Annotated in this window: 21 protein-coding genes; 14 read left to right on the top strand and 7 right to left on the bottom strand. The window is 46.9% G+C overall.

Going from position 1 to position 18,973, the window contains the following annotated elements; all coding sequences use genetic code 11:
* Positions 1-6 precede the first annotated feature (6 nt).
* From ICN27_RS06635 to ICN27_RS06590, 10 genes are all read left to right on the top strand, one after another.
* Positions 7-546: a DUF3305 domain-containing protein gene (locus ICN27_RS06635; RefSeq protein ID WP_216269427.1), complete on the top strand. Its 540-nt coding sequence runs from the start codon at positions 7-9 to the stop codon at positions 544-546.
* Positions 546-1,097: a DUF3306 domain-containing protein gene (locus ICN27_RS06630; RefSeq protein WP_216269426.1), complete on the top strand. Its 552-nt coding sequence runs from the start codon at positions 546-548 to the stop codon at positions 1,095-1,097. Before ICN27_RS06635 ends, ICN27_RS06630 begins: the two co-directional genes overlap by 1 nt.
* A gap of 10 nt (positions 1,098-1,107) precedes the next feature.
* Entirely contained in the window at positions 1,108-3,198 is a 2,091-nt protein-coding gene (locus ICN27_RS06625) for a 4Fe-4S binding protein (RefSeq protein ID WP_216269425.1), read from the top strand.
* Complete coding sequence (locus ICN27_RS06620) at positions 3,195-3,839, top strand: molecular chaperone (RefSeq protein ID WP_215307678.1); 645 nt, start codon at positions 3,195-3,197, stop codon at positions 3,837-3,839. The genes ICN27_RS06625 and ICN27_RS06620 overlap by 4 nt, the downstream gene beginning before the upstream one ends.
* 132 nt (positions 3,840-3,971) lie before the next feature.
* Entirely contained in the window at positions 3,972-4,193 is a 222-nt protein-coding gene (locus ICN27_RS06615) for a formate dehydrogenase (RefSeq protein WP_215307676.1), read from the top strand.
* A 62-nt stretch (positions 4,194-4,255) separates the two neighbouring features.
* The gene (locus tag ICN27_RS06610) at positions 4,256-7,240 is read left to right on the top strand and encodes a formate dehydrogenase subunit alpha (RefSeq protein ID WP_216269424.1); all 2,985 of its coding nucleotides are present in this window, start codon (positions 4,256-4,258) and stop codon (positions 7,238-7,240) included.
* Positions 7,241-7,267: 27 nt separating this feature from the next.
* Positions 7,268-7,927 carry a formate dehydrogenase FDH3 subunit beta gene (fdh3B, locus tag ICN27_RS06605; RefSeq protein WP_215304386.1) on the top strand — a complete coding sequence of 220 codons (660 nt, stop codon included), beginning with the start codon at positions 7,268-7,270 and terminating at the stop codon, positions 7,925-7,927.
* Positions 7,924-8,160: a hypothetical protein gene (locus ICN27_RS06600; RefSeq protein WP_216269423.1), complete on the top strand. Its 237-nt coding sequence runs from the start codon at positions 7,924-7,926 to the stop codon at positions 8,158-8,160. Before fdh3B ends, ICN27_RS06600 begins: the two co-directional genes overlap by 4 nt.
* Positions 8,161-8,207: 47 nt before the next feature.
* Positions 8,208-9,263 (top strand): formate dehydrogenase subunit gamma, encoded by a 1,056-nt coding sequence (locus ICN27_RS06595; RefSeq protein WP_215307671.1) that lies wholly within the window; start codon positions 8,208-8,210, stop codon positions 9,261-9,263.
* A 10-nt stretch (positions 9,264-9,273) separates the two neighbouring features.
* Positions 9,274-9,543, top strand: coding sequence for a hypothetical protein (locus ICN27_RS06590; protein WP_216269422.1), 270 nt, complete (start codon positions 9,274-9,276; stop codon positions 9,541-9,543).
* On the opposite strand, the gene ICN27_RS06585 is transcribed toward ICN27_RS06590, so the two are convergent.
* A complete protein-coding gene (locus ICN27_RS06585) occupies positions 9,544-10,254 on the bottom strand; it encodes an energy-coupling factor ABC transporter ATP-binding protein (RefSeq protein ID WP_216269421.1) in 711 nt (236 codons plus the stop codon).
* The gene (locus ICN27_RS06580) at positions 10,247-10,942 is read right to left on the bottom strand and encodes an ABC transporter permease (RefSeq protein WP_216269420.1); all 696 of its coding nucleotides are present in this window, start codon (positions 10,940-10,942) and stop codon (positions 10,247-10,249) included. Before ICN27_RS06580 ends, ICN27_RS06585 begins: the two co-directional genes overlap by 8 nt.
* Before the next feature lie 66 nt (positions 10,943-11,008).
* Between ICN27_RS06580 and ICN27_RS06575 the strand changes: the two genes are divergently transcribed.
* The 3 genes from ICN27_RS06575 to cls are packed head-to-tail and all read left to right on the top strand — an operon-like array spanning position 11,009 to position 13,430.
* A complete protein-coding gene (locus tag ICN27_RS06575; protein ID WP_215307663.1) occupies positions 11,009-11,209 on the top strand; it encodes a hypothetical protein in 201 nt (66 codons plus the stop codon).
* Positions 11,209-11,958 carry an endonuclease/exonuclease/phosphatase family protein gene (locus ICN27_RS06570; RefSeq protein WP_215307661.1) on the top strand — a complete coding sequence of 250 codons (750 nt, stop codon included), beginning with the start codon at positions 11,209-11,211 and terminating at the stop codon, positions 11,956-11,958. The genes ICN27_RS06575 and ICN27_RS06570 overlap by 1 nt, the downstream gene beginning before the upstream one ends.
* Complete coding sequence (gene cls, locus ICN27_RS06565) at positions 11,955-13,430, top strand: cardiolipin synthase (RefSeq protein ID WP_215307659.1); 1,476 nt, start codon at positions 11,955-11,957, stop codon at positions 13,428-13,430. The genes ICN27_RS06570 and cls overlap by 4 nt, the downstream gene beginning before the upstream one ends.
* Here cls and ICN27_RS06560 read toward each other — a convergent pair.
* On the bottom strand, positions 13,427-14,611 hold the full coding sequence (locus ICN27_RS06560; RefSeq protein ID WP_216269419.1) for a CaiB/BaiF CoA-transferase family protein: 1,185 nt from the start codon (positions 14,609-14,611) through the stop codon (positions 13,427-13,429). The two genes, cls and ICN27_RS06560, sit on opposite strands and share 4 nt — an antisense overlap.
* 47 nt (positions 14,612-14,658) lie before the next feature.
* Positions 14,659-15,828, bottom strand: coding sequence for an acyl-CoA dehydrogenase family protein (locus ICN27_RS06555; protein WP_215307655.1), 1,170 nt, complete (start codon positions 15,826-15,828; stop codon positions 14,659-14,661).
* Between the two features lie 186 nt (positions 15,829-16,014).
* On the opposite strand from ICN27_RS06555, the gene ICN27_RS06550 reads away from it, so the two are divergent.
* The gene (locus tag ICN27_RS06550; RefSeq protein WP_215307653.1) at positions 16,015-16,518 is read left to right on the top strand and encodes a YqaA family protein; all 504 of its coding nucleotides are present in this window, start codon (positions 16,015-16,017) and stop codon (positions 16,516-16,518) included.
* Positions 16,519-16,534: 16 nt separating this feature from the next.
* On the opposite strand, the gene ICN27_RS06545 is transcribed toward ICN27_RS06550, so the two are convergent.
* Genes ICN27_RS06545 through ICN27_RS06535 form a run of 3 tightly spaced genes read right to left on the bottom strand, consistent with a single transcriptional unit; the run spans position 16,535 to position 18,967 of the window.
* The gene (locus ICN27_RS06545; protein WP_215307650.1) at positions 16,535-17,239 is read right to left on the bottom strand and encodes an ABC transporter ATP-binding protein; all 705 of its coding nucleotides are present in this window, start codon (positions 17,237-17,239) and stop codon (positions 16,535-16,537) included.
* A 13-nt stretch (positions 17,240-17,252) separates the two neighbouring features.
* Entirely contained in the window at positions 17,253-18,008 is a 756-nt protein-coding gene (locus tag ICN27_RS06540) for an ABC transporter ATP-binding protein (RefSeq protein ID WP_215307648.1), read from the bottom strand.
* Positions 18,008-18,967, bottom strand: coding sequence for a branched-chain amino acid ABC transporter permease (locus ICN27_RS06535; protein ID WP_215307646.1), 960 nt, complete (start codon positions 18,965-18,967; stop codon positions 18,008-18,010). Before ICN27_RS06535 ends, ICN27_RS06540 begins: the two co-directional genes overlap by 1 nt.
* Positions 18,968-18,973 lie beyond the last annotated feature (6 nt).

Raw genomic sequence — 18,973 nt, 5'->3', positions numbered from 1 at the left:
GGCCTTATGCGTTTTGCTGTGATCATGCGCAAGCAGTTTGTTGATAACCCGTGGATTTCATATCGGTGGGTACCTCATGAGGTATTGCCGGATTTTGGGCAGTTCACCAATATACCCAGTGTCGAGAACAAATTCGTGGGGCAGTTTTTAGGGCGCGATGAACAAGGTGAGTCTTGGTTATTTACTGGCTACGAACTCAAGCTCTTCCCAGATGAGGGTGAGGGCTACTACCTTAATCTTTCAGCTACTGAACCGTGTTGGTTTGTAATGTGGCGCCTAGAAGAAGATATTGAGCGCTATATTGATGCCCAGTCTATTGAGCTAGCTAAATCGGAAACGTCGATTGCAGTTCCGCACCGCATTTGCGTCAGCTATAACGAAGCAGGGCGTTTATTGGATGGTGGCGAGTCAGTGGATAGCGTGCCACTTTCTTCAGAGCATGCCTCTTGGTTGCAAGAGTATGTCAATGAGCATTACCGTCCTGAGCCCAAGAAGCGACATCGCCCTGAGTCTTTCAAAGGCGCTAATCGTGGGGTAGAAGATTAATGGCCGGCGGATTTCTGGGCCGTTGGTCACGTCTGAAGGCTGGTGAGCAGTTAGAGCCTGAAAAAAAACCAGTCGAGCAGACCACGCAAGCGTTAACAGCTAAGCCTGAAGTGCAGCAAGCTTCTGCAGACACACCCCCACCAGCAACTTTGGACGATGTCGAGAAGATCGATCGTTTTGCACCTGACTTTTCTGCCTTTATGAAGCCAGATGTAGATCCAGCAGTTCAGCAAGCTGCCATGAAGAAGATGTTCTCGGACCCGCACTTCAACATCATGGATGGCCTGGACATTTACATTGATGACTACTCCAAACCTGACCCCATTCCCTTGGAAATGCTCAAGCGCATGGTGCAATCGGACATGCTCAACATTTTCCGCAAGGATGGCGACGAGGAAGCTGACGATACGAAAACTGTTGCCAAGGTGCCGCCTGAGCCAGTAGAACAGGCTTTACCCCTAAGTGCTCAGACTGATTTAACATCCACACCAACGACTATTCAGGAAGTAGGGGATAAAGACCCCTTGCCCGTGGATAAAAAAACCAGTTAAGAAGAAATCAATGAGTCAAAAATTAGTCTGTAATTGCAACGGAACTATGCCCTTGGATGGCAAGGCCTTGGGCCTCACCATGCACACCTCCTTATGTAGGCAGGAAGTGGGTTCAGTGATGAAGGCATTTGATGGTAGCGATGCCATCGTGATTGCGTGCACTCAAGAAAGCGCATTATTTAGTGAGCTAGCCGAACAATCAGCCAAGCCTTTGGTTGCGCCATTGCGTTTCGTCAATATTCGTGAGGTAGCAGGTTGGACACAAGAAGCTAAAGCTTCCACCCCAAAGATCGCCGCGCTCTTAGCTTTAGCTGAGATGCCGCAAGCAGAGCCCGTGCCGGTCGTTAATTATGAAAGCCAAGGGCGCTTACTGATTGTTGGTCCTGGTAAGCAAGCTTTACCTTGGGCCGAAAAGCTGAGCGATTCTCTTGAAGTCTCTGTTTTATGTACCGAACCGGGTGCACTACCCATCGCCAGAAACTTTCCGATTTATACCGGTAGCCCTACTAAGCTAGATGGTTATCTAGGGAATTTCACGGTAGATTGGGATTTGCAAAACCCCATTGATCCAGAGATGTGTACCCGCTGTGGGGCCTGCGTTGAGGTTTGCCCTGAAGGCGCAATTGATGACGCATTTCAGATTGATCTAGATAAATGCAAATCTCATCGTGCATGTATTACGGCCTGTGCTGGTATCGGTGCGATCAATTTTGATCGAGTAGAGCGTCAGCGCAGTGCTGAGTTTGATTTGATTATGGATCTGCGTGTTGATCCGCAGATGCGCATGAGTCAGACGCCAAAAGGTTACTTTGCTCCCGGAAATGATCCCTTAGAGCAAGCATTGGTTGCCACCCAACTATTAGGTTTGGTTGGTGAGTTTGAAAAGCCAAAGTACTTTGTCTATAACGAAAAGATTTGTGCGCATGGCCGTAATGGCAAAGTTGGGTGCAATGCTTGTATCGATGTTTGCTCTACAGGCGCTATATCTTCTGTGTTTAAGAATGGACAGGGTACTGTAGAAGTCAATCCAAATTTGTGTATGGGTTGTGGAGCTTGCTCGACAGTCTGCCCATCCGGCGCAATGCGCTACAACTACCCAAGCGTGCCCCATCAAGGTAAAGAGATTAAAACTCTCGCCAATGTCTTTGCCCTCGAGAGTGCCAAGACTAAACAAGCGCAAGCACCTGCTTTGCTATTGCATACACTTCAAGCTGGAAGCCAAGCTTTAGATTCTCTGGGACGTATGGCGCACTTGAGGCCAAAGCAGTTTGAAGGATTGCCATCTTTTGTATTGCCTTATGGCATTGAGCATATTGCTTCTACCGGGTTGGATTTATGGCTGGGTGCCCTCAGTTATGGTTTTGGCGAAGTGATTCTATTGCTGACTGGAGATGAGGACCCTGCTTATCGCGCCGCACTAGAGACGCAAATCGATTTAGGGAACGCCATTCTGGCTGCTTATGGATTTGATGCCCGATTCTCATTAATACAAATCGACTCCCTAGGGGATCTGGAAACGGTATCGTCTGCAATGGGCAAGCTTCGTCAGCGCGGTGCTCTGCCAGCCATTTGTTCGCCTGCCAGTTTTGGTTTGGGCAATCAGAAGCGCGAAACCATAGAGATGGTGTTGGAGCATTTGCAAAAGCAAGCCAAAACACCACTTCCAGAAGCTGGAGCAGTCTTGCCAAAGTCATCCTTCTTAGGCGGACTCAATATAAATAAGGACGCTTGCACACTCTGCATGTCTTGTGTAGGCAGTTGCCCTGAGGGCGCGCTATTGGATAACCTGGATGAGCCGAAGCTTTCTTTTATCGAAAAGCACTGCGTTCAATGTGGTATCTGCGTTCAAACCTGCCCCGAGCACGCCTTAGCCTTATCGCCACGCTTGCTTTCAGTGGAGCAGCGCAAGGAAAAGGTTGAGCTGAATGAAACCAAACCCTTTCACTGTATTAGCTGTGGAAAGGTTTTTGGAACCTCCAAGATGGTCGATTTGATGCTCTCCAAGTTGGGTGCTCATGGGGCATTTGCTGGCGCCGCATTAGAGAGGCTCAAGATGTGCAGTGATTGTCGTGTAGTTGACATGGTGAATAAAGAACAATGAGTGAAAAGACACAAGAAGGTACCGTAACCACGGTTGGGGATGAGGGTTTGCCAGAGGATCTGGCTCGTGCTGACCTATATGGTTTGATTGCCCGACTTTTTCATCAAGCGCCAGATCAGGAATTACTGAATCAAATTGCCGCCTCCATTCCTGATGGAGAAGAGATTCAGGCAGAAGATGCTCCGCTGGCGAAGGTTTGGCATAGCGTAGTTGAGGTTGCTAAAAATAATCCCGCTCAGGCCTGGCACGAGGAGTTTGACCTGAACTTCATTAGCGTGGGGCGACCCAACATTATTCTGAATGGCTCTTTTTACATGGCTGGCCATTTAAATGAAAAACCTTTAGTCGAGATCCGTCGATCTCTTCAGACTTTTGGTTTGGAATCTGCGGAAGAAGTTACAGAAACTGAGGACCATATTTCAGCCTTATGTGAGGTCATGAGGTACCTCATTGCAGGGGATGACGTAGAGATTTCAAACCTTACAAACCAAAGGGTTTTTTTCAATAGCCATATTCGCCCTTGGTATGACGAACTCTGCGATGCAATAGAAGATATCCCAGAGATGCATCTCTACCATCCAGTAGCTGCCTTGACTCGGGAGTTTCTTGCGATTGAAGGACAAAGCTTCGACATGATTTAAATCTTGTAGTGCATTACACAAAGACTAGGGTTTACCCCCCTAGAATCATTTTTTTGTAACTCTAATATGTCAAAAATGCAATTACCAATTACACTTGATGCATATCAAATTTGCACTAAAGAGGAGCATGCGATGAGCACCAAATCTACAGCCGTAGTAAACGAAGAAAACAAGCCTTCCCGTAGGAAGTTTTTCATCGGAGCGGGTGCCACTGTTGGTGCCGTAGCCATAGCCTCCCAAACTCCGCTTGGCAAAGCAGTGATTCAAGAAATTGGCAGCACAGTGCAGGGTAAAGATGATGGCTATCAACTCACAGCGCACATTCGTAAGTATTACGAAACCACCATGCTTTAAATCAAGTTGCTAAAGAAGTCATTTCCAAATAATTAAATAAAAATATTTCTCAGGGACAACATATGAGTCTGACTCGTAAATCCAATACCCCACAGAGCGGTCGCTCTACACCTGCATCACGCCTCATCGGTAGCTTGTCACGGGGACTTCAGTCCGCCGTGCGAACGATGGATCGCCGTACCTTCCTCAAGCGCTCCGGAGTAGGTGTTGGTGCTGGTATCGCGGCAAGCCAATTAACGCTGGTACAAAAGGCATCTGCTGAGCAAAGCAAAGCAATGCTGGACGGCAAGGGCAAGATCGAGGTTAAGAGAACCATTTGTACCCACTGCTCCGTAGGTTGCGCGACTGACGCTACCGTTGAGAATGGTGTTTGGGTTCGTCAAGACTCCGCATTTGATTCCCCGATTAACTTGGGTGCTTACTGCGCTAAGGGTGCATCTTTACGCGAGCATGGCCACGGTGATTTCCGTTTACGTTACCCAATGAAGTTGGTTGACGGTAAATACCAACGTATTTCTTGGGATCAGGCTTTGACTGAAATCACTGCGCAGATGAAAGATTTGCGTAGCAAGTACAGTCCAGATTCACTCTTCTTTATTGGTTCTTCAAAACACAATAACGAGCAAGCTTACCTAATGCGTAAGTGGGTTTCTTTCTTTGGAACCAACAACACAGACCATCAAGCACGTATTTGTCACTCCACAACAGTTGCCGGTGTTGCTAACACCTGGGGCTATGGTGCGATGACTAATAGCTACAACGACATGATGAACTCCAAGGCGGCTTTGTACATTGGCTCTAACGCTGCAGAAGCGCACCCAGTGTCTATGCTCAGCTTATTGCATGCAAAAGAAAATGGTTGCAAGGTGATCGTAGTTGATCCACGCTACACCCGTACTGCAGCGAAGTCTGATCAGTACGTTCGCATTCGTTCGGGCACTGATATTCCATTCTTGTTCGGTGTTCTTTATCACATCTTCAATAATGGCTGGGAAGATAAGAAGTACATCAATGACCGTGTTTACGGTATGGACGAGATCCGCAAAGAAGTGATGGAGAAGTGGACTCCAAAGAATGTAGAAGAGGCTTGTGGCGTTCCAGAAGCGCAGATGTACAAAGTTGCTGAAACGATGGCGAAGAATCGCCCAAGCACTTTAGTTTGGTGTATGGGTCAAACACAACACACCATTGGTAACGCCATGGTGCGCGCATCTTGCATTCTGCAATTAGCTTTGGGCAACATCGGTAAGTCCGGCGGTGGCGCAAATATTTTCCGCGGTCACGATAACGTTCAAGGTGCAACCGACGTAGGTCCTAATCCAGATTCCTTGCCTGGTTACTATGGTTTGGCAGCAGGCTCATGGAAACACTACGCAACAGTTTGGGGTGTTGACTACGAGTGGATCAAAGGTCGCTACGCTCCTGATATGATGGAGAAATCTGGTACTACGGTTTCTCGTTGGGTTGATGCGGTACTTGAGAAGAATGACATGATTGATCAGCAGACCAATGTCAAAGGTTTGTTCTTCTGGGGTCATGCGCCAAACTCACAAACACGCGGTTTGGACATGAAGCGTGCGATGGACAAATTGGATTTGTTGGTGGTGGTTGATCCTTATCCAAGTGCGACTGCGGCTATGGCAGCAATGCCTCCAGCTGAAGGCCAGTCTGTAAACAAAAATCGTAATGTTTACTTATTGCCAGCGACAACTCAGTTTGAAACTACGGGTTCAGCTACTGCCTCAAACCGCTCATTGCAGTGGCGCGAGAAAGTGATCGACCCATTGTTTGAGTCTGTTCCTGACCATGTGATCATGCAAGCGTTTGCTGATCGCCTTGGTTTCGGTGAAGAGCTCTCCAAGAATTACAAGATGCTCAATTCGAAGTTTGCTGGCAAGCAGTGGAAAGAGCCGCAGATCGAAGATATCTTGCGCGAAATTAATCGCTCTGTCTGGACAATTGGTTACACCGGTCAAACCCCTGAGCGTTTGAAAGCGCACATGAGAATGGCGGGAGTATTTGATCCGAAGACATTGAAGTCACGTGGCGGTGTTGATCCAGTAACTGGCTATGACACAACAGGTGATTACTACGGTTTGCCTTGGCCTTGCTACGGTACTGCCGCAATTAAGCATCCAGGATCACCAAACCTCTATGACACTAGTAAGAGTGTGATGGAAGGTGGCGGTAACTTCCGTGCCAACTTCGGTGTGGAAAAAGACGGTAAGAATTTGTTGGCCGAAGACGGTTCTTGCTCTAAGGGCTCAGCGATCACCACTGGCTATCCAGAGTTTGATCACGTACTTGTGAAAAAACTCGGCTGGTGGAATCAATTAACTGAAGAAGAGCAAAAGCTTGCTGAAGGTAAAAACTGGAAGACTGACCTCTCTGGCGGTATTCAGCGTGTGGTAATGAAAAACGGTTGCCATCCATTTGGCAATGCGAAAGCACGTGCAGTGGTATGGAACTTCCCAGATGCCATACCAACACACCGCGAGGCGCTCTACAGTACTAATGAGCCAATGATGCGTAAGTACCCAACATCTGCGGATAAGAAGAATTTCTGGCGCCTGCCAACTCTGTACAAAACGCTTCAAGACAAGAACTTGAGCGACAAGCTTTATGAAAAGTTCCCAATCGTTCTGACTTCTGGTCGTTTGGTTGAGTACGAGGGTGGGGGAGACGAAACTCGTTCTAACCCATGGTTGGCAGAGTTGCAGCAAGAGAACTTTGTGGAGATCAATCCTAAGGCTGCAGAAGCTCGTGGCATTAAGAATTGGGACTACGTCTGGGTTAAGTCTCCAACGGGTGCCAAGATCAAGGTGCGCGCAATGGTTACTGAGCGGGTTGACCAAGACACAGCCTTTGTACCATTCCACTTTGCTGGCTGGTGGCAGGGTAACGACTTGCGCAAATATTACCCAGAGGGCGCTGCCCCAGTAGTGTTAGGTGAGGCGGTGAATACTGCTACAACCTATGGCTACGATCAGGTAACGATGATGCAAGAAACCAAAACCACCATGTGCCAAATCGAAAAATTTGCCTAAGTTAAAAAATAAAGTCAGGAGAACACAATGGCAAGAATGAAATTTATATGTGATACAGAACGATGCATTGAGTGCAATGGCTGTGTTACTGCTTGTAAAAACGACAACGAAGTGCCTTGGGGTATTACTCGTCGCCGTGTTGTTACGGTTAACGACGGTATTGTCGGCAAAGAAAAGTCTATTTCAGTTGCATGTATGCATTGTTCAGATGCGCCTTGTATGGCTGTCTGCCCAGTGGATTGCTTCTACCGTACCGACGAAGGTGTGGTTTTGCATGACAAAGATATCTGTATCGGTTGCGGTTACTGCTCATTTGCATGCCCATTTGGCGCACCTCAGTTCTTGAGCAAGGGCGCCTTCGGTGTTCGCAGCAAAATGGACAAGTGCACATTCTGTAGTGGCGGCCCAGAAGCTAACGGTAGCGTTGCTGAGTTTGAAAAATATGGCCGTAACCGCTTAGCTGAAGGTAAGTTGCCTTTATGCGCAGAGATGTGTTCTACCAAAGCATTGATTGGCGGAGATGGCGACGTGATTTCTAGTATTTACGCCAAACGCGTTTCTGTGCGCGAAGCGAATGGTAGATATCCAAGCAATGACATCTTCGGTTGGTCAACTGCTTATGGCCCTGCTGGCTCACCAGCCCCAGCCCCAACACCAGCTGCCAAAATTCCAGGAGCGAAATCATGAAATTGAATTTCAAAATTCTCGCCATTGGTCTGGCAGCAGGTACGCTGTTATCCGCTTGCTCTGAACCACCTGAAGTTGCAGCCTATGCAGCTAAGCGTCCAGATGTCGCACCATATATGGGTGCTGACAATGGGTTTATGACTAAGGGATGGAAGCCTGGAGATCAAGCTAGTTGGACAGAAGCGATTAACAAGCGCAATCAGGGTCAATCTGAATATTCACGCGCTAAGTGATCAGTTAAACAACAATAAATAAAACGAAAACGTTTAAGGATATTTGTATGAATCGATCATTTATTAGTGTCAGTCGCTCCTGGGCTTTAGCTCTTGGTGTCTCGCTAAGTCTTTTAAGTGGCGTTGCCTTGGCAGAACGTGCAGCAATGCCGCCTCTGCCTAGCCCAAGCGGAATTGATTTCCCAAAGAATCTCAACGAGATTTCAAAGGGTACCCAAGCGCAATCGCAACCCGCAAATACAGCGCCTAAGGAAGGCGCTATTTGGGATACCGCAAACAGCGACCCTTATAACTATGTCAGTATTCCTGATAAAGAGTCTAGTGTGTTGATTCAGCGTGCTGGTCAACAGTGGCGTTTGATTCGTAATGGTGTCATCACTGTTTACGGTGCTTGGATTCTAGCAATTGCCTTCTTTGGTATTGCTGCTCTGTTCTTGGTCAAGGGTCCAATCAAGCTTCACGCTCCTATGTCGGGTCAAAAAATCAAGCGTTTCAATGGTTTTGAGCGCTTCACGCACTGGGTAATGGCTGCCAGTTTTATCGGCTTAGCCTTAACCGGTATGTTGATTTTGTGGGGTAAGTACTTTGCAATGCCTTTGATGGGTGGTGCGGCTTACGGATCATTCTTGATGATTTGCAAGAATATTCATAACTACTCTGGCCCATTGTTTACTTTGAGCGTTGTGATTTTCTTCTTGCTGTTTGCCACTCGCAATATTCCTGGCAAGGGCGACCTTACCTGGTTGATGACGCTTGGCGGTGCATTGACCGGTAAGCACCCACCTGCAGGTTTCTTCAATATGGGTGAAAAAATCTGGTTCTGGTTTGGTATGGTTGTATTAGGCTTAACTATCTCAGCTTCAGGATTCGTGCTCGATATGATCGTACCGTTCATGGACGTGCAGTATCTCCGTGGCACTATGCAGTTAGCCAACATTGTTCACAGCTCTGCCTCTATCTTGATGACTGCAATGGCAATGGGCCACATTTACATTGGTTCTATCGGCATGCAAGGCTCATCGGACGGCATGATGACTGGCTATGTTGATGCTACTTGGGCTAAAGAGCACCATGAGCTCTGGTACGACAAAGTTAACAAATAAGGATATGGCTATGAAAAAAATCATCGCTCTCACATTCTGTTCACTCGCAAGCACAGCTGTATTTGCTGCCTTGCCTCCGTTGACACCTGAGGCTCAAGAGGCTGCAGCTTTGGCAAAAGCCAAGACTGCCTATGGCGACAGAATGGGCGCGTTCCAGCTATGTCAAGCTCAAAATAGAGTGGCTGATCGCTTCAGGGTTGCTGGTACACCAGCTCCCGCAGCTTGTGTAGCTCCGCCACCGTTTGTTGCTCCTGTAGCTGCGGCACCAGCAGCCAAGTAATTAGTCAACGAGTAATTCTTGATGTAAGTAGCGTTTAGCTGCTTGTGTCTGGGGATTGGCAAAGAAGGGACCTACGGGTCCCTTTTCTTTTATCTGGCCCTGATCAATGAAGATGATGTATTCCGCAATTCTTTGTACCTGTGCAAGTTGGTGGGATGTAAAGATGACATCAGAGCCTTGGCACTTAAATTGGCGAATGATCTCTTCGACTTGTTCTGTGGTGTTCGGATCTAAATTAGCCGTAGGTTCATCAAGCAGTATCAAGTTGGGTTTTTGCAAAATAACTCGACCTAAGCAAAGTTTTTGTCTTTCACCTGCCGAAAGTTTGTGCGCAGGACTATTGGCAAGGTGACTTAAGCCGATCTGCTCCATCACCGTATCAATAGCAATAGAAGAAATTGAGGGATCTGAGTCTTTCACCATCGACATGTTCGTTCGTGCTGAGGCTTTAATCATCGGCGTGTGATGCAATACCAGAGATGATTTAATGGGGCCGCTTGAGTGATTAACGGTGCCCGAGTCTGGCTTGATTAAGCCATCTATTAATTTGAGGAGGGTTGTTTTGCCAGCGCCATTAGGTCCAATGCAAGCGCAAATTCGATCTGCAGGAATCATTGCATGAGGGATATCTAAGATAATGCGTCCATCACTTTTGACAATGACGTCTTTGAACTCAATAAATTGCTGGAATTGTTCAGAATGATTAACCATAGCGACGCTCCGCAATTTGGCGAACTACAAATGTAAAGAGGTTTGCCAACAAAACAATGCCAAGCAAAACAATACCCAAAGCAAGTGCTAAGGGGAGATCGCCTTTGCTAGTTTCTAGGGCAATTGCTGTTGTCATGGTACGAGTAGATTGATCGATATTACCGCCGACGATCATGACGGCCCCCACTTCGGATATCGCTCTAGCGAGTCCAGCAAGGATGGCAATGGTGAGGGAGAAGCGGCAGTCCCATAAAAGCCATTTCAGGGCGGAAAGCCTGGGTAAGCGAAGTGCCATGAAAGCATCCCGATGAATTCTCCAAGAATCCTCTAGGATTTGGCGGCTCAGGGCGGCAATTAGGGGGGTTGTGAGCAGTGTTTGGGCCAGGATCATGCCCTTGGGTGTAAATAGCCACCCCCATACTCCTAAAGGCCCTGTCCTCGATAGCAGTAGATACACAATGACACCAATAATCACAGTTGGAACGCCCATGAGGGTGTTTAAGATCAGTGTAATTGTTTGTTTACCCTTAAATTCCTCTGTGGCCAATAGGGCACCAACTGGTAGTCCTAGTATGGTGCCGAGGATCAATGCGCTCAAGCTGACCTGAAGTGAGACCAGCACAATGCCAATGACCCCTGCATCTAAATGCAAAAGTAGTCTGAAAGCATCTTGAAAGGTCGTCAACATGGGCTAGATTCTAGCAAGGGGATGGCAAAATAGCATGAATGCAAACAATTTCCCCTTTTTGAACTCATGGCCGAAGTCATTTGCCTCTGTAATGAGGTTCTCGATGTTGATCTGCGCGAATATCTCGATACTCATCCAATTGACTCGATTGATGACTTACGCGAGCAGGCATCCATTTGTAATAAATGTATGCAGTGTCAGGATTTAGTCGAGGGTGAAATCTATTTAGCACGCGTGCGACGGCAGCGTGCTGCAGGACAGTTTTGATGACACAAGTGCTAGGTCGCTTTAGCATCATGACTATGAATGTCCACAAGGGGCTATCACCCTTGCACAGAAAATCCACTATTTATGAGTTGCGTCAAAAAATGCGCAGTCATCATCCAGACTTGCTATTTTTACAAGAGCTGCAACAAGAGCATCGTGGGCGGATTAGGAGATTTAGCCAATGGCCACTAACAGAGCTTACCCATTTTTTATCCGAAGACTTTTGGCATGATTGGCACTACGGTAAAAATGTTGAGTATCCAGACGGCCATCATGGCAACGCAATCCTTTCAAAGAGGCCATTGCGTAAAGGTGAAAACTACGACATCTCTGCCTATCGATTCGAGAGGCGAGGCTTGCTCCATAGCGTTGCCCAGCTAGAAGGAAATTCAACGCCGATCCATTGTTTTTGTGTGCATCTAGCTTTATTTGAGAGGGGGCGAGAGCGTCAATTAGATGAAATTATTCGCTACATTGATTTTCTTGCAGAGGGTGGACCCACTATTGTGGCGGGTGACTTTAACGATTGGCGTAATCGTGTTAGCGCCCCGATGCGTGCCGCTGGTTTTCAAGAGGTTTTTGAGGTACTTACAGGTGCTCCTGCAAAAACCTTTCCCAGTGTGAAGCCCATGCTTTCAATGGACCGAATTTATGTACGAGGCTTGAAGATTCATTCGGCAGCAGTTTTGCATGAATGGTTGAAGCTCTCAGATCATCTAGGTATTACTGCTGAACTGGAAATCATATGAGCATATTAAATTATTTATTAGGATCTATTTTTGGATTCTCTTTAATTTGGGTCCCCATAGTTCATGCGGTCATTGTGATTCTGTTTGGATTTAGATTAATTTCCGTCAGAAGACCAGTCGGTGTTGCGATTGCATGGTTTTTGATTGTGGTCTTGTTTCCGCTTCTAGGTATCAGTCTCTACATCCTGATTGGTGAGCGCCCTGTAGGTCGTAAACTCACGAGAAAAATTATTCGGATGGATAAGGAATATGCGGCCATCACAGCAGAAATGCGCAAGCACTATCAAGCTGATAAGCTACAACTACCTATCGAAGGCAGGGCTCTTAGCTTATTAGCTGAATCCAAAAACGGATCCCCCGTGATTGCTGGTAACAAGATAGAGTTGTTTACCAGCTCACTTGAGATTTTGCAGCATTTCATTGACGAAATTAACCAGGCAAAAAAATCACTGCATTTGGAGTTTTATATTTGGGCCTTAGGTGGTGATGCTGATCGCGTTGGCGAGGCCTTAATTGCGGCGGCTAAACGGGGTGTAGCCTGTAAGGTGTTACTAGATTCATTGGGAAGTAAAGATTGGTTTAAATCCAGCTGGCCTAATCGCTTTAGAAATGCTGGCATTCAAGTCACTGAGGCATTGCCAATTCAAATTGGACGCTTTCAATTTCGTCGTGCGGATCTCCGGCTACATCGAAAAATATTTGTGATCGATAACACCGTGGTTTGGACTGGCAGTATGAATATGGTCGATCCACGCAGTTTTAAGCAAGACTCCGGTGTGGGGGAGTGGGTGGATGCCATGGTCAGAATTGAAGGCCCGGTTGCATCTCAGTTTGAGCTGACATTCTCTTTTGACTGGAGTGTCGACAATCCGAAGATTACCCACTTTAATGCTGTGGCTCCCACTCCCACTCCGATTGAGGGGCGAGTACTTGCCCAAGAGTTTTCTTCCGGTCCGGTATATCGCGATGACATCTTGTATCAGGTATTGCTCTCCGCCATCATGGATGCACGCAAAGAGCTCATCATCACCACGCCTTACTTTGGTCCAGATGATGGCTTGATTCAGGCGTTGATGGCAGCAGCTGGTCGTGGTGTGAAGGTCACTTTAATTGTTCCTAAATTGAACGATTCAGCCTTAGTCGCCTGGAGTAGCCATAGCTTTTATGCTGACCTGATGGATGCGGGTGTCAATATCGCTGAATTTCATGGTGGTTTATTGCATACCAAGAGTTTGCTAATAGATCAGCAAGTGGCGATTTTTGGATCAGTCAATTTTGATCAGCGCAGCTTGCGCCTCAATTTTGAGATCAGTTTAATTGTCTACAACAATGAGTTTTGTGCCAAGCTAGAGACCCTGATTGAATCCTACTTAGCCCAATCGGATTTAGTTGATCCGGTAAGTTGGGCTAAGCGACCACGTTGGCGCGTCTTACTAGAGAACGCGGCACACTTAGCATCACCTCTACTTTAAATCGCCCCTTGGCTGCGCATTACCTCAATCTCACTTGCAGCAATACCAAGTTCAGATAAGATTGCTTCGGTATGCTGCCCCACCGCAGGAATGGCATCCATGCGGTAGTCGAAGCTGTTATTGCTACCAGGCGGAAGCATTGCGGGAATGGGACCTACCGGTGAACCGACTTGTACCCAGCGCTCGCGAGCTTTGAGTTGATCGTGATTCCATAAACCCTGCATATCGTTTAGTCGGGCATTGGCGATTTGAGCTTGATCCAGTTTTGCTATGACCTGCTCGGTAGTGAGTTTGCTAAAACACGCATCAATGATCGAAAGTAATTCATCGCGCTTTTCATTACGTTTGAAGTTTTTATCAAAGCGCTCATCTTTGGCGAGGGCTAGATTTTCAAGTACCACTTCACAGAATAAAACCCACTCACGATCATTTTGTAATCCCAGCATGATAGTGCCGCCATCACCAGCTTTAAATGGCCCATAAGGATAGATCGTGGCATGAGATGCACCATTGCGAGGAGGGGGTGTTGCACCCTCATAAGCGTAATAGAGTGGATAACTCATCCATTCACCCAAAGACTCGAGCATAGAAACATCAATCGTAGATCCCTTGCCAGTCTTACCCCGCTGTAATAGTGCCGCCAGTACATTGGTGTACGCATACATGCCTGCAGCAATATCAGCAATCGAGTTACCTGCTTTACTAGGAGTTTCTGGTGTGCCGGTAACAGATAAGAACCCAGCTTCACTTTGAATCAACAGGTCATAAGCCTTTTTGTCACGATAAGGGCCGTTATTTCCATAACCTGAGATGTCGCACAAAATCAAACCCGGATTGTCTTTTTGCAAGAGCTCTGCAGTCAGTCCCATGCGTGCTGCGGCACCAGGCGCCAAATTTTGTACTAGGACGTCAGCTGTTTTGAGTAGCATCTTCAGTGCTGCTAGCGCAGATTCTTGCTTGAGATCTAAGGTCAAACTTTCTTTGGAGCGGTTGACCCAAGTAAAGTGAGAGGACATGCCATTGACGCGCTCATCATAGGCGCGGGCAAAGTCTCCGGCACCAGGCCTCTCAACCTTAATAACACGCGCACCTAAATCAGCTAATTGGCGCGTGCAAAAAGGGGCGGCAATAGCGTGTTCTAGGGAAACTACAGTGATGCCATCTAAGGGGCGAATACTCATGTCATTACTTGTCTAAAAAAACTCAATCAATCAAAAGATCTAGCACATCAAAAGGAGCGTGGCAGACCCAAAATGTGCTCTGCCACATAAGAGTAGATCAAGTTCGTAGAGATAGGCGCAACTTGATAGAGACGGGTCTCGCGGAACTTGCGTTCAACATCATATTCATTCGCAAAACCAAAGCCACCATGCGTTTGTAGACAAACATTGGCCGCTTCCCAAGAGGCTTTTGCAGCCAAGTACTTAGCCATATTCGACTCTGCACCGCAAGCTTGATTATTGTCAAACAGTTCGCATGCTTTAAAGCGCATCAAGTTAGCTGCCTCGGTCTCAATAAACGAGTCGGCAATAGGGAACTGAATGCCTTGGTTCTTGCCAATAGGGCGATCAAATACCACACGGTCATTGGCATAACGCCGTGATTTATCTACAAACCAATAAGCATCACCAATGCACTCAGCTGCAATGAGGACGCGCTCGGCATTGAGGCCATCTAAGATGTACTTAAAGCCTTTGCCTTCTTCGCCAATGAGATTCTCAGCTGGAATTTCTAAGTTATCAAAGAAGACTTCATTGGTTTCATGATTGACCATATTAGCAATCGGCTGAATTGCCATGCCATTGCCAATAGCATCTTTCAGGTTGACGATAAAGATCGACATGCCCTCTGATTTTTTCTTGACCTCTGCTAATGGCGTAGTGCGCGCTAGCAGAATCATCAAATCAGAGTGCTGAATGCGGGAGATCCAAACCTTCTGACCATTCACAATGTACTTATCACCTTTTTTGACGGCAGTAGTTTTGAGTTTGGTGGTATCCGTGCCTGTGCTGGGTTCGGTCACCGCCATACTCTGAAGGCGTAATTCACCGGTTGCGATTTTTGGGAGGTAGAGTTTCTTCTGTAGGTCAGAGCCATGGCGTAGCAAGGTGCCCATGTTGTACATCTGTCCATGGCAAGAGCCAGCGTTGCCACCGGAGAAATTAATCTCCTCCATGATGACTGAAGCCTCAGCCAAACCCAATCCAGAGCCACCATACTCCTCAGGAATTAATGCCGCTAACCAGCCCGCTTGGGCCATGGCATCTACAAACGCCTCTGGATAGTCACGCTCATGATCTACCTTTTGCCAGTAAGCAGAGTCAAAGCTGCTACAGAGGTCGCGCAAAGCTTCACGCATATCTTGATATTGGTCTGGCTTGGGGATGGGGTGATTCATATGGCTATCTAAAGTAGGGGGAGGTTAATTAATGCTAAGACCTACAGTTTAAGCAAGAATTCAGAATTCAGGGCAGGTCAAAAAAGACCTCATTCCTAAGGGCCGCGGCCGACCTGAGTGTCTATTGGGGCATACTTGATAGATGACCAAGTACTTACTTTCTAAACCGTCCGGAGTTCTGGCGTAATGGAGCAAATGCTCAGTCAATTCTTTGACTTCTTTGGGATGCCATCGATTGGTTTGCCAGCGGTATTTATCAGCGCTTTTATCTCCGCAACTTTACTGCCTGTCGGCTCTGAGCCCATACTGTTTGGCTACGTCTCAGTTAATCCCCATTTATATTGGATCGCCATTATGGTTGCCACGATCGGCAATACATTGGGGGGTATGCTTGACTGGTGGCTCGGACTAATAAGCCGTAATAGCTTTGAGTCCCTCAAAGGACCCAGTAATGGCAGAATGCAGCGCTGGCTCGAAGAGCGGGGGCCAAAGATGCTCTTGTTATCCTGGTTGCCTGGCTTTGGCGACCCCTTGTGTTTGGCGGCAGGGTGGCTCAGGCTGGCTTGGGGCCCATGCTTAATCTATATGTTTATTGGTAAGTTACTACGCTATCTCACGATGACCTGGTTGTTAACTTTGGTGCCCACCAGCGTTTGGCACCAATTAGGACATTGGCTAGGTCTAATTTAAGCGGGGATTTGAAAGATTAAACAGCGCAGTATTTTTGCTGAATCTCGTCGTTATTCAACAGATTTTGAGCGGTGTCGTGGAAAACAATTTCACCTTGATCCAAAATATAAGCTCTATCGGAAATCTTAAGTGCTTGCTGAACATTTTGCTCCACAAGCAGAATAGTTAAACCCTGCTGCTTTAGTTTGGCAAATAGTTCAAACATTTCTTCAACCAAGACTGGCATGATCCCTTCTGATGGTTCATCCAACAAGATTACTTTTGGCTTGGCAATCATGGCGCGAGCAATCGCTAGCATCTGCTGTTCTCCACCAGACATCGAAGTACCATCCTGATGCAATCGCTCCTTCAGGCGAGGAAAGGTTTCTGCGATTTCATCAACCAGGGCATTCATATCGCCACGACTTTTCTTGGCAATCACACCCAGCTCTAAGTTTTCTTTGACGGTTAATCCTGGAACAATCCGCCTATCTTCGGGGACATAAGCTAAGCCTAAGTGGTAGCGCTCATGCGCCGCGAGATCTAAAAAAGAGGTGCCATCAATAGAAGCTTTACCTTCCCTCTTTGACAGCAGACCCATTAAGGAGCGCAGGGTAGTAGTCTTGCCAGCACCATTACGGCCCATTAAGGTAACGATTTCACCGCTATTGACTTCTAAGGAGACGCCTTGCAGAACGTGGCTGCGGTCGTACCAGGCATTTAAATTTTCTACACGCAACATATATACACCTTCTTTAACCTTGACCTAGGTACACACGTCGTACCTCTGCATTATTCTGAATTTCTTCTGGAGTGCCTTCAGCTAAAAACTCACCATGATGTAAAACAATGATGCGTTTGCATAAACCCATGATGAGTTTCATCTTATGCTCAACCAAAATCACCGTTCTTTCATTTGCAAGCGTGCGAATGAGATCCATCATGACGAGCGTTTCCTCAGGAGACATGCCTGCGGTTGGCTCATCCAGTAAAAGAAGGCTAGGGTTGCATGCGAGCGCCATCGCAATTTCTAAAGCGCGTTGTTGACCGTGGGCTAAGTCCCCCGTCTTTTTATTTCTGAGATGCTCTAAGTTAACGCGACGTAACAACTGGTCTGCAAGCTCAATGGGCTCTGGATAACTTTGTGCATTACGTAAAAAGTTATAACGCGCCGTTTCCATTTGGGCGGCAACGCGCACATTTTCATGAACGGTGAGTTGCTTAAATACATTGGTAATCTGAAAGCTCTTAGAGATGCCGATACGGGCAAACTCATATTGCTGCATGCCGGTAATATCTTTGCCATTAAATAAGATTTGGCCGCTAGACGGTGGAAATGCGCCACTAAGAACATTAAAGAAGGTACTTTTGCCTGCGCCATTAGGTCCAATGATTGCTGTAAGGGAGCCGGGCATAAATGTGGTTGAGACATTCTGTAAGGCTTTAAATTTCCCAAAGCTCTTACTGACATTACGAGCTTCTAGAATGGGGGTTTGATTTGAGCTACTCATTATTTCAAATCCTGATTGAGGTTTAGCTTGCTCAAGATGCTTCCCCAAATTCCTTTAGGGAAGAACAAAACGAAGAACATAAATATCAGTCCGATAACGGCCATCCAATGCTTGGTAAAGGTAGTAACCACATCCTCTAAATAGAGCATGACAGCTGCGCCAATGAATGGCCCAAAGAAAGTGCCCATACCACCTAAGATGCTCATCATTACCGCTTGTCCAGATTGGAGGTAGTGGAGTGAGTCTATTGGAACAATAGAAAGGTGTAGAGCGCGCAATGAACCCGCTAAACCGCAGATTGCAGCTGACAACACAAAAACCAATAGTTTGGTGCGGGCGACATCAAAGCCACAGGCTGCGGCACGTTTTTCATTCTCGCGAATCGCCTCCATCACGGCGCCCAGAGGTGAGCTCAAGATTCGGGATATGAGCCAAATTGCGATGACTACAAAAAAGAGAATGATGTAGTACTTCACCAAGGGGTTTAAAAAATCAACTGGGAAGCCGAGAATATTAAAGGTGTCAACTCGTACCCCTCTTAAGCCATTCTCCCCACCAGTCAAACCCTCAGCCTTGTAAAAGCAATAAAACACAATTTGACCCAATGCGAGTGTCACCATGGAGAAGTAAATGCCTCTGGTGCGAATGGCTAGAAAGCCCATAATCAGTCCGCCGATAGCCGCACCAATGACGCCTACCAATATTGCTGCGCCCCAAGGCATGGAGTAATGGACGATGCCAATACCAGTGAGATAGCTACCAATACCAAGGAAGGCTGCATGTCCGAAGGATAGTAGTCCCATGTAGCCAAACAAGAGATTGAATCCCATGGCGAATAAGCCAAAGATCAAGATATTGATAGCAAGCGCTTCGTACGGCATGATGAAAGGAAAAACCATCAAGAAAAGGCTGCTTGCTAGCACGCGATGGCGTTCAACGAGTTGGAAAAATGATTTCATAAATAT

Source organism: Polynucleobacter sp. Nonnen-W13 (assembly GCF_018881735.1).
In the GTDB taxonomy this organism is placed as follows: domain Bacteria; phylum Pseudomonadota; class Gammaproteobacteria; order Burkholderiales; family Burkholderiaceae; genus Polynucleobacter.
This window is presented reverse-complemented; position numbering and strand designations above follow the sequence as displayed.

What these genes read in the sequence shown, in the direction of transcription:
- ICN27_RS06545 (WP_215307650.1), bottom strand. Translation starts at nt 17,239, where the DNA reads ATGTTGCGTGTAGAAAATTTAAATGCCTGGTACGACCGCAGCCACGTT.
- ICN27_RS06540 (WP_215307648.1), bottom strand. Translation starts at nt 18,008, where the DNA reads ATGAGTAGCTCAAATCAAACCCCCATTCTAGAAGCTCGTAATGTCAGT.
- ICN27_RS06535 (WP_215307646.1), bottom strand. Translation starts at nt 18,967, where the DNA reads ATGAAATCATTTTTCCAACTCGTTGAACGCCATCGCGTGCTAGCAAGC.
- ICN27_RS06590 (WP_216269422.1), top strand. Translation starts at nt 9,274, where the DNA reads ATGAAAAAAATCATCGCTCTCACATTCTGTTCACTCGCAAGCACAGCT.
- ICN27_RS06560 (WP_216269419.1), bottom strand. Translation starts at nt 14,611, where the DNA reads ATGAGTATTCGCCCCTTAGATGGCATCACTGTAGTTTCCCTAGAACAC.
- cls (WP_215307659.1), top strand. Translation starts at nt 11,955, where the DNA reads ATGAGCATATTAAATTATTTATTAGGATCTATTTTTGGATTCTCTTTA.
- ICN27_RS06550 (WP_215307653.1), top strand. Translation starts at nt 16,015, where the DNA reads ATGGAGCAAATGCTCAGTCAATTCTTTGACTTCTTTGGGATGCCATCG.
- ICN27_RS06615 (WP_215307676.1), top strand. Translation starts at nt 3,972, where the DNA reads ATGAGCACCAAATCTACAGCCGTAGTAAACGAAGAAAACAAGCCTTCC.
- ICN27_RS06610 (WP_216269424.1), top strand. Translation starts at nt 4,256, where the DNA reads ATGAGTCTGACTCGTAAATCCAATACCCCACAGAGCGGTCGCTCTACA.
- ICN27_RS06580 (WP_216269420.1), bottom strand. Translation starts at nt 10,942, where the DNA reads ATGTTGACGACCTTTCAAGATGCTTTCAGACTACTTTTGCATTTAGAT.
- ICN27_RS06575 (WP_215307663.1), top strand. Translation starts at nt 11,009, where the DNA reads ATGGCCGAAGTCATTTGCCTCTGTAATGAGGTTCTCGATGTTGATCTG.
- ICN27_RS06595 (WP_215307671.1), top strand. Translation starts at nt 8,208, where the DNA reads ATGAATCGATCATTTATTAGTGTCAGTCGCTCCTGGGCTTTAGCTCTT.
- ICN27_RS06625 (WP_216269425.1), top strand. Translation starts at nt 1,108, where the DNA reads ATGAGTCAAAAATTAGTCTGTAATTGCAACGGAACTATGCCCTTGGAT.
- ICN27_RS06570 (WP_215307661.1), top strand. Translation starts at nt 11,209, where the DNA reads ATGACACAAGTGCTAGGTCGCTTTAGCATCATGACTATGAATGTCCAC.
- ICN27_RS06555 (WP_215307655.1), bottom strand. Translation starts at nt 15,828, where the DNA reads ATGAATCACCCCATCCCCAAGCCAGACCAATATCAAGATATGCGTGAA.
- ICN27_RS06635 (WP_216269427.1), top strand. Translation starts at nt 7, where the DNA reads ATGCGTTTTGCTGTGATCATGCGCAAGCAGTTTGTTGATAACCCGTGG.
- ICN27_RS06620 (WP_215307678.1), top strand. Translation starts at nt 3,195, where the DNA reads ATGAGTGAAAAGACACAAGAAGGTACCGTAACCACGGTTGGGGATGAG.
- ICN27_RS06585 (WP_216269421.1), bottom strand. Translation starts at nt 10,254, where the DNA reads ATGGTTAATCATTCTGAACAATTCCAGCAATTTATTGAGTTCAAAGAC.
- ICN27_RS06630 (WP_216269426.1), top strand. Translation starts at nt 546, where the DNA reads ATGGCCGGCGGATTTCTGGGCCGTTGGTCACGTCTGAAGGCTGGTGAG.
- fdh3B (WP_215304386.1), top strand. Translation starts at nt 7,268, where the DNA reads ATGGCAAGAATGAAATTTATATGTGATACAGAACGATGCATTGAGTGC.
- ICN27_RS06600 (WP_216269423.1), top strand. Translation starts at nt 7,924, where the DNA reads ATGAAATTGAATTTCAAAATTCTCGCCATTGGTCTGGCAGCAGGTACG.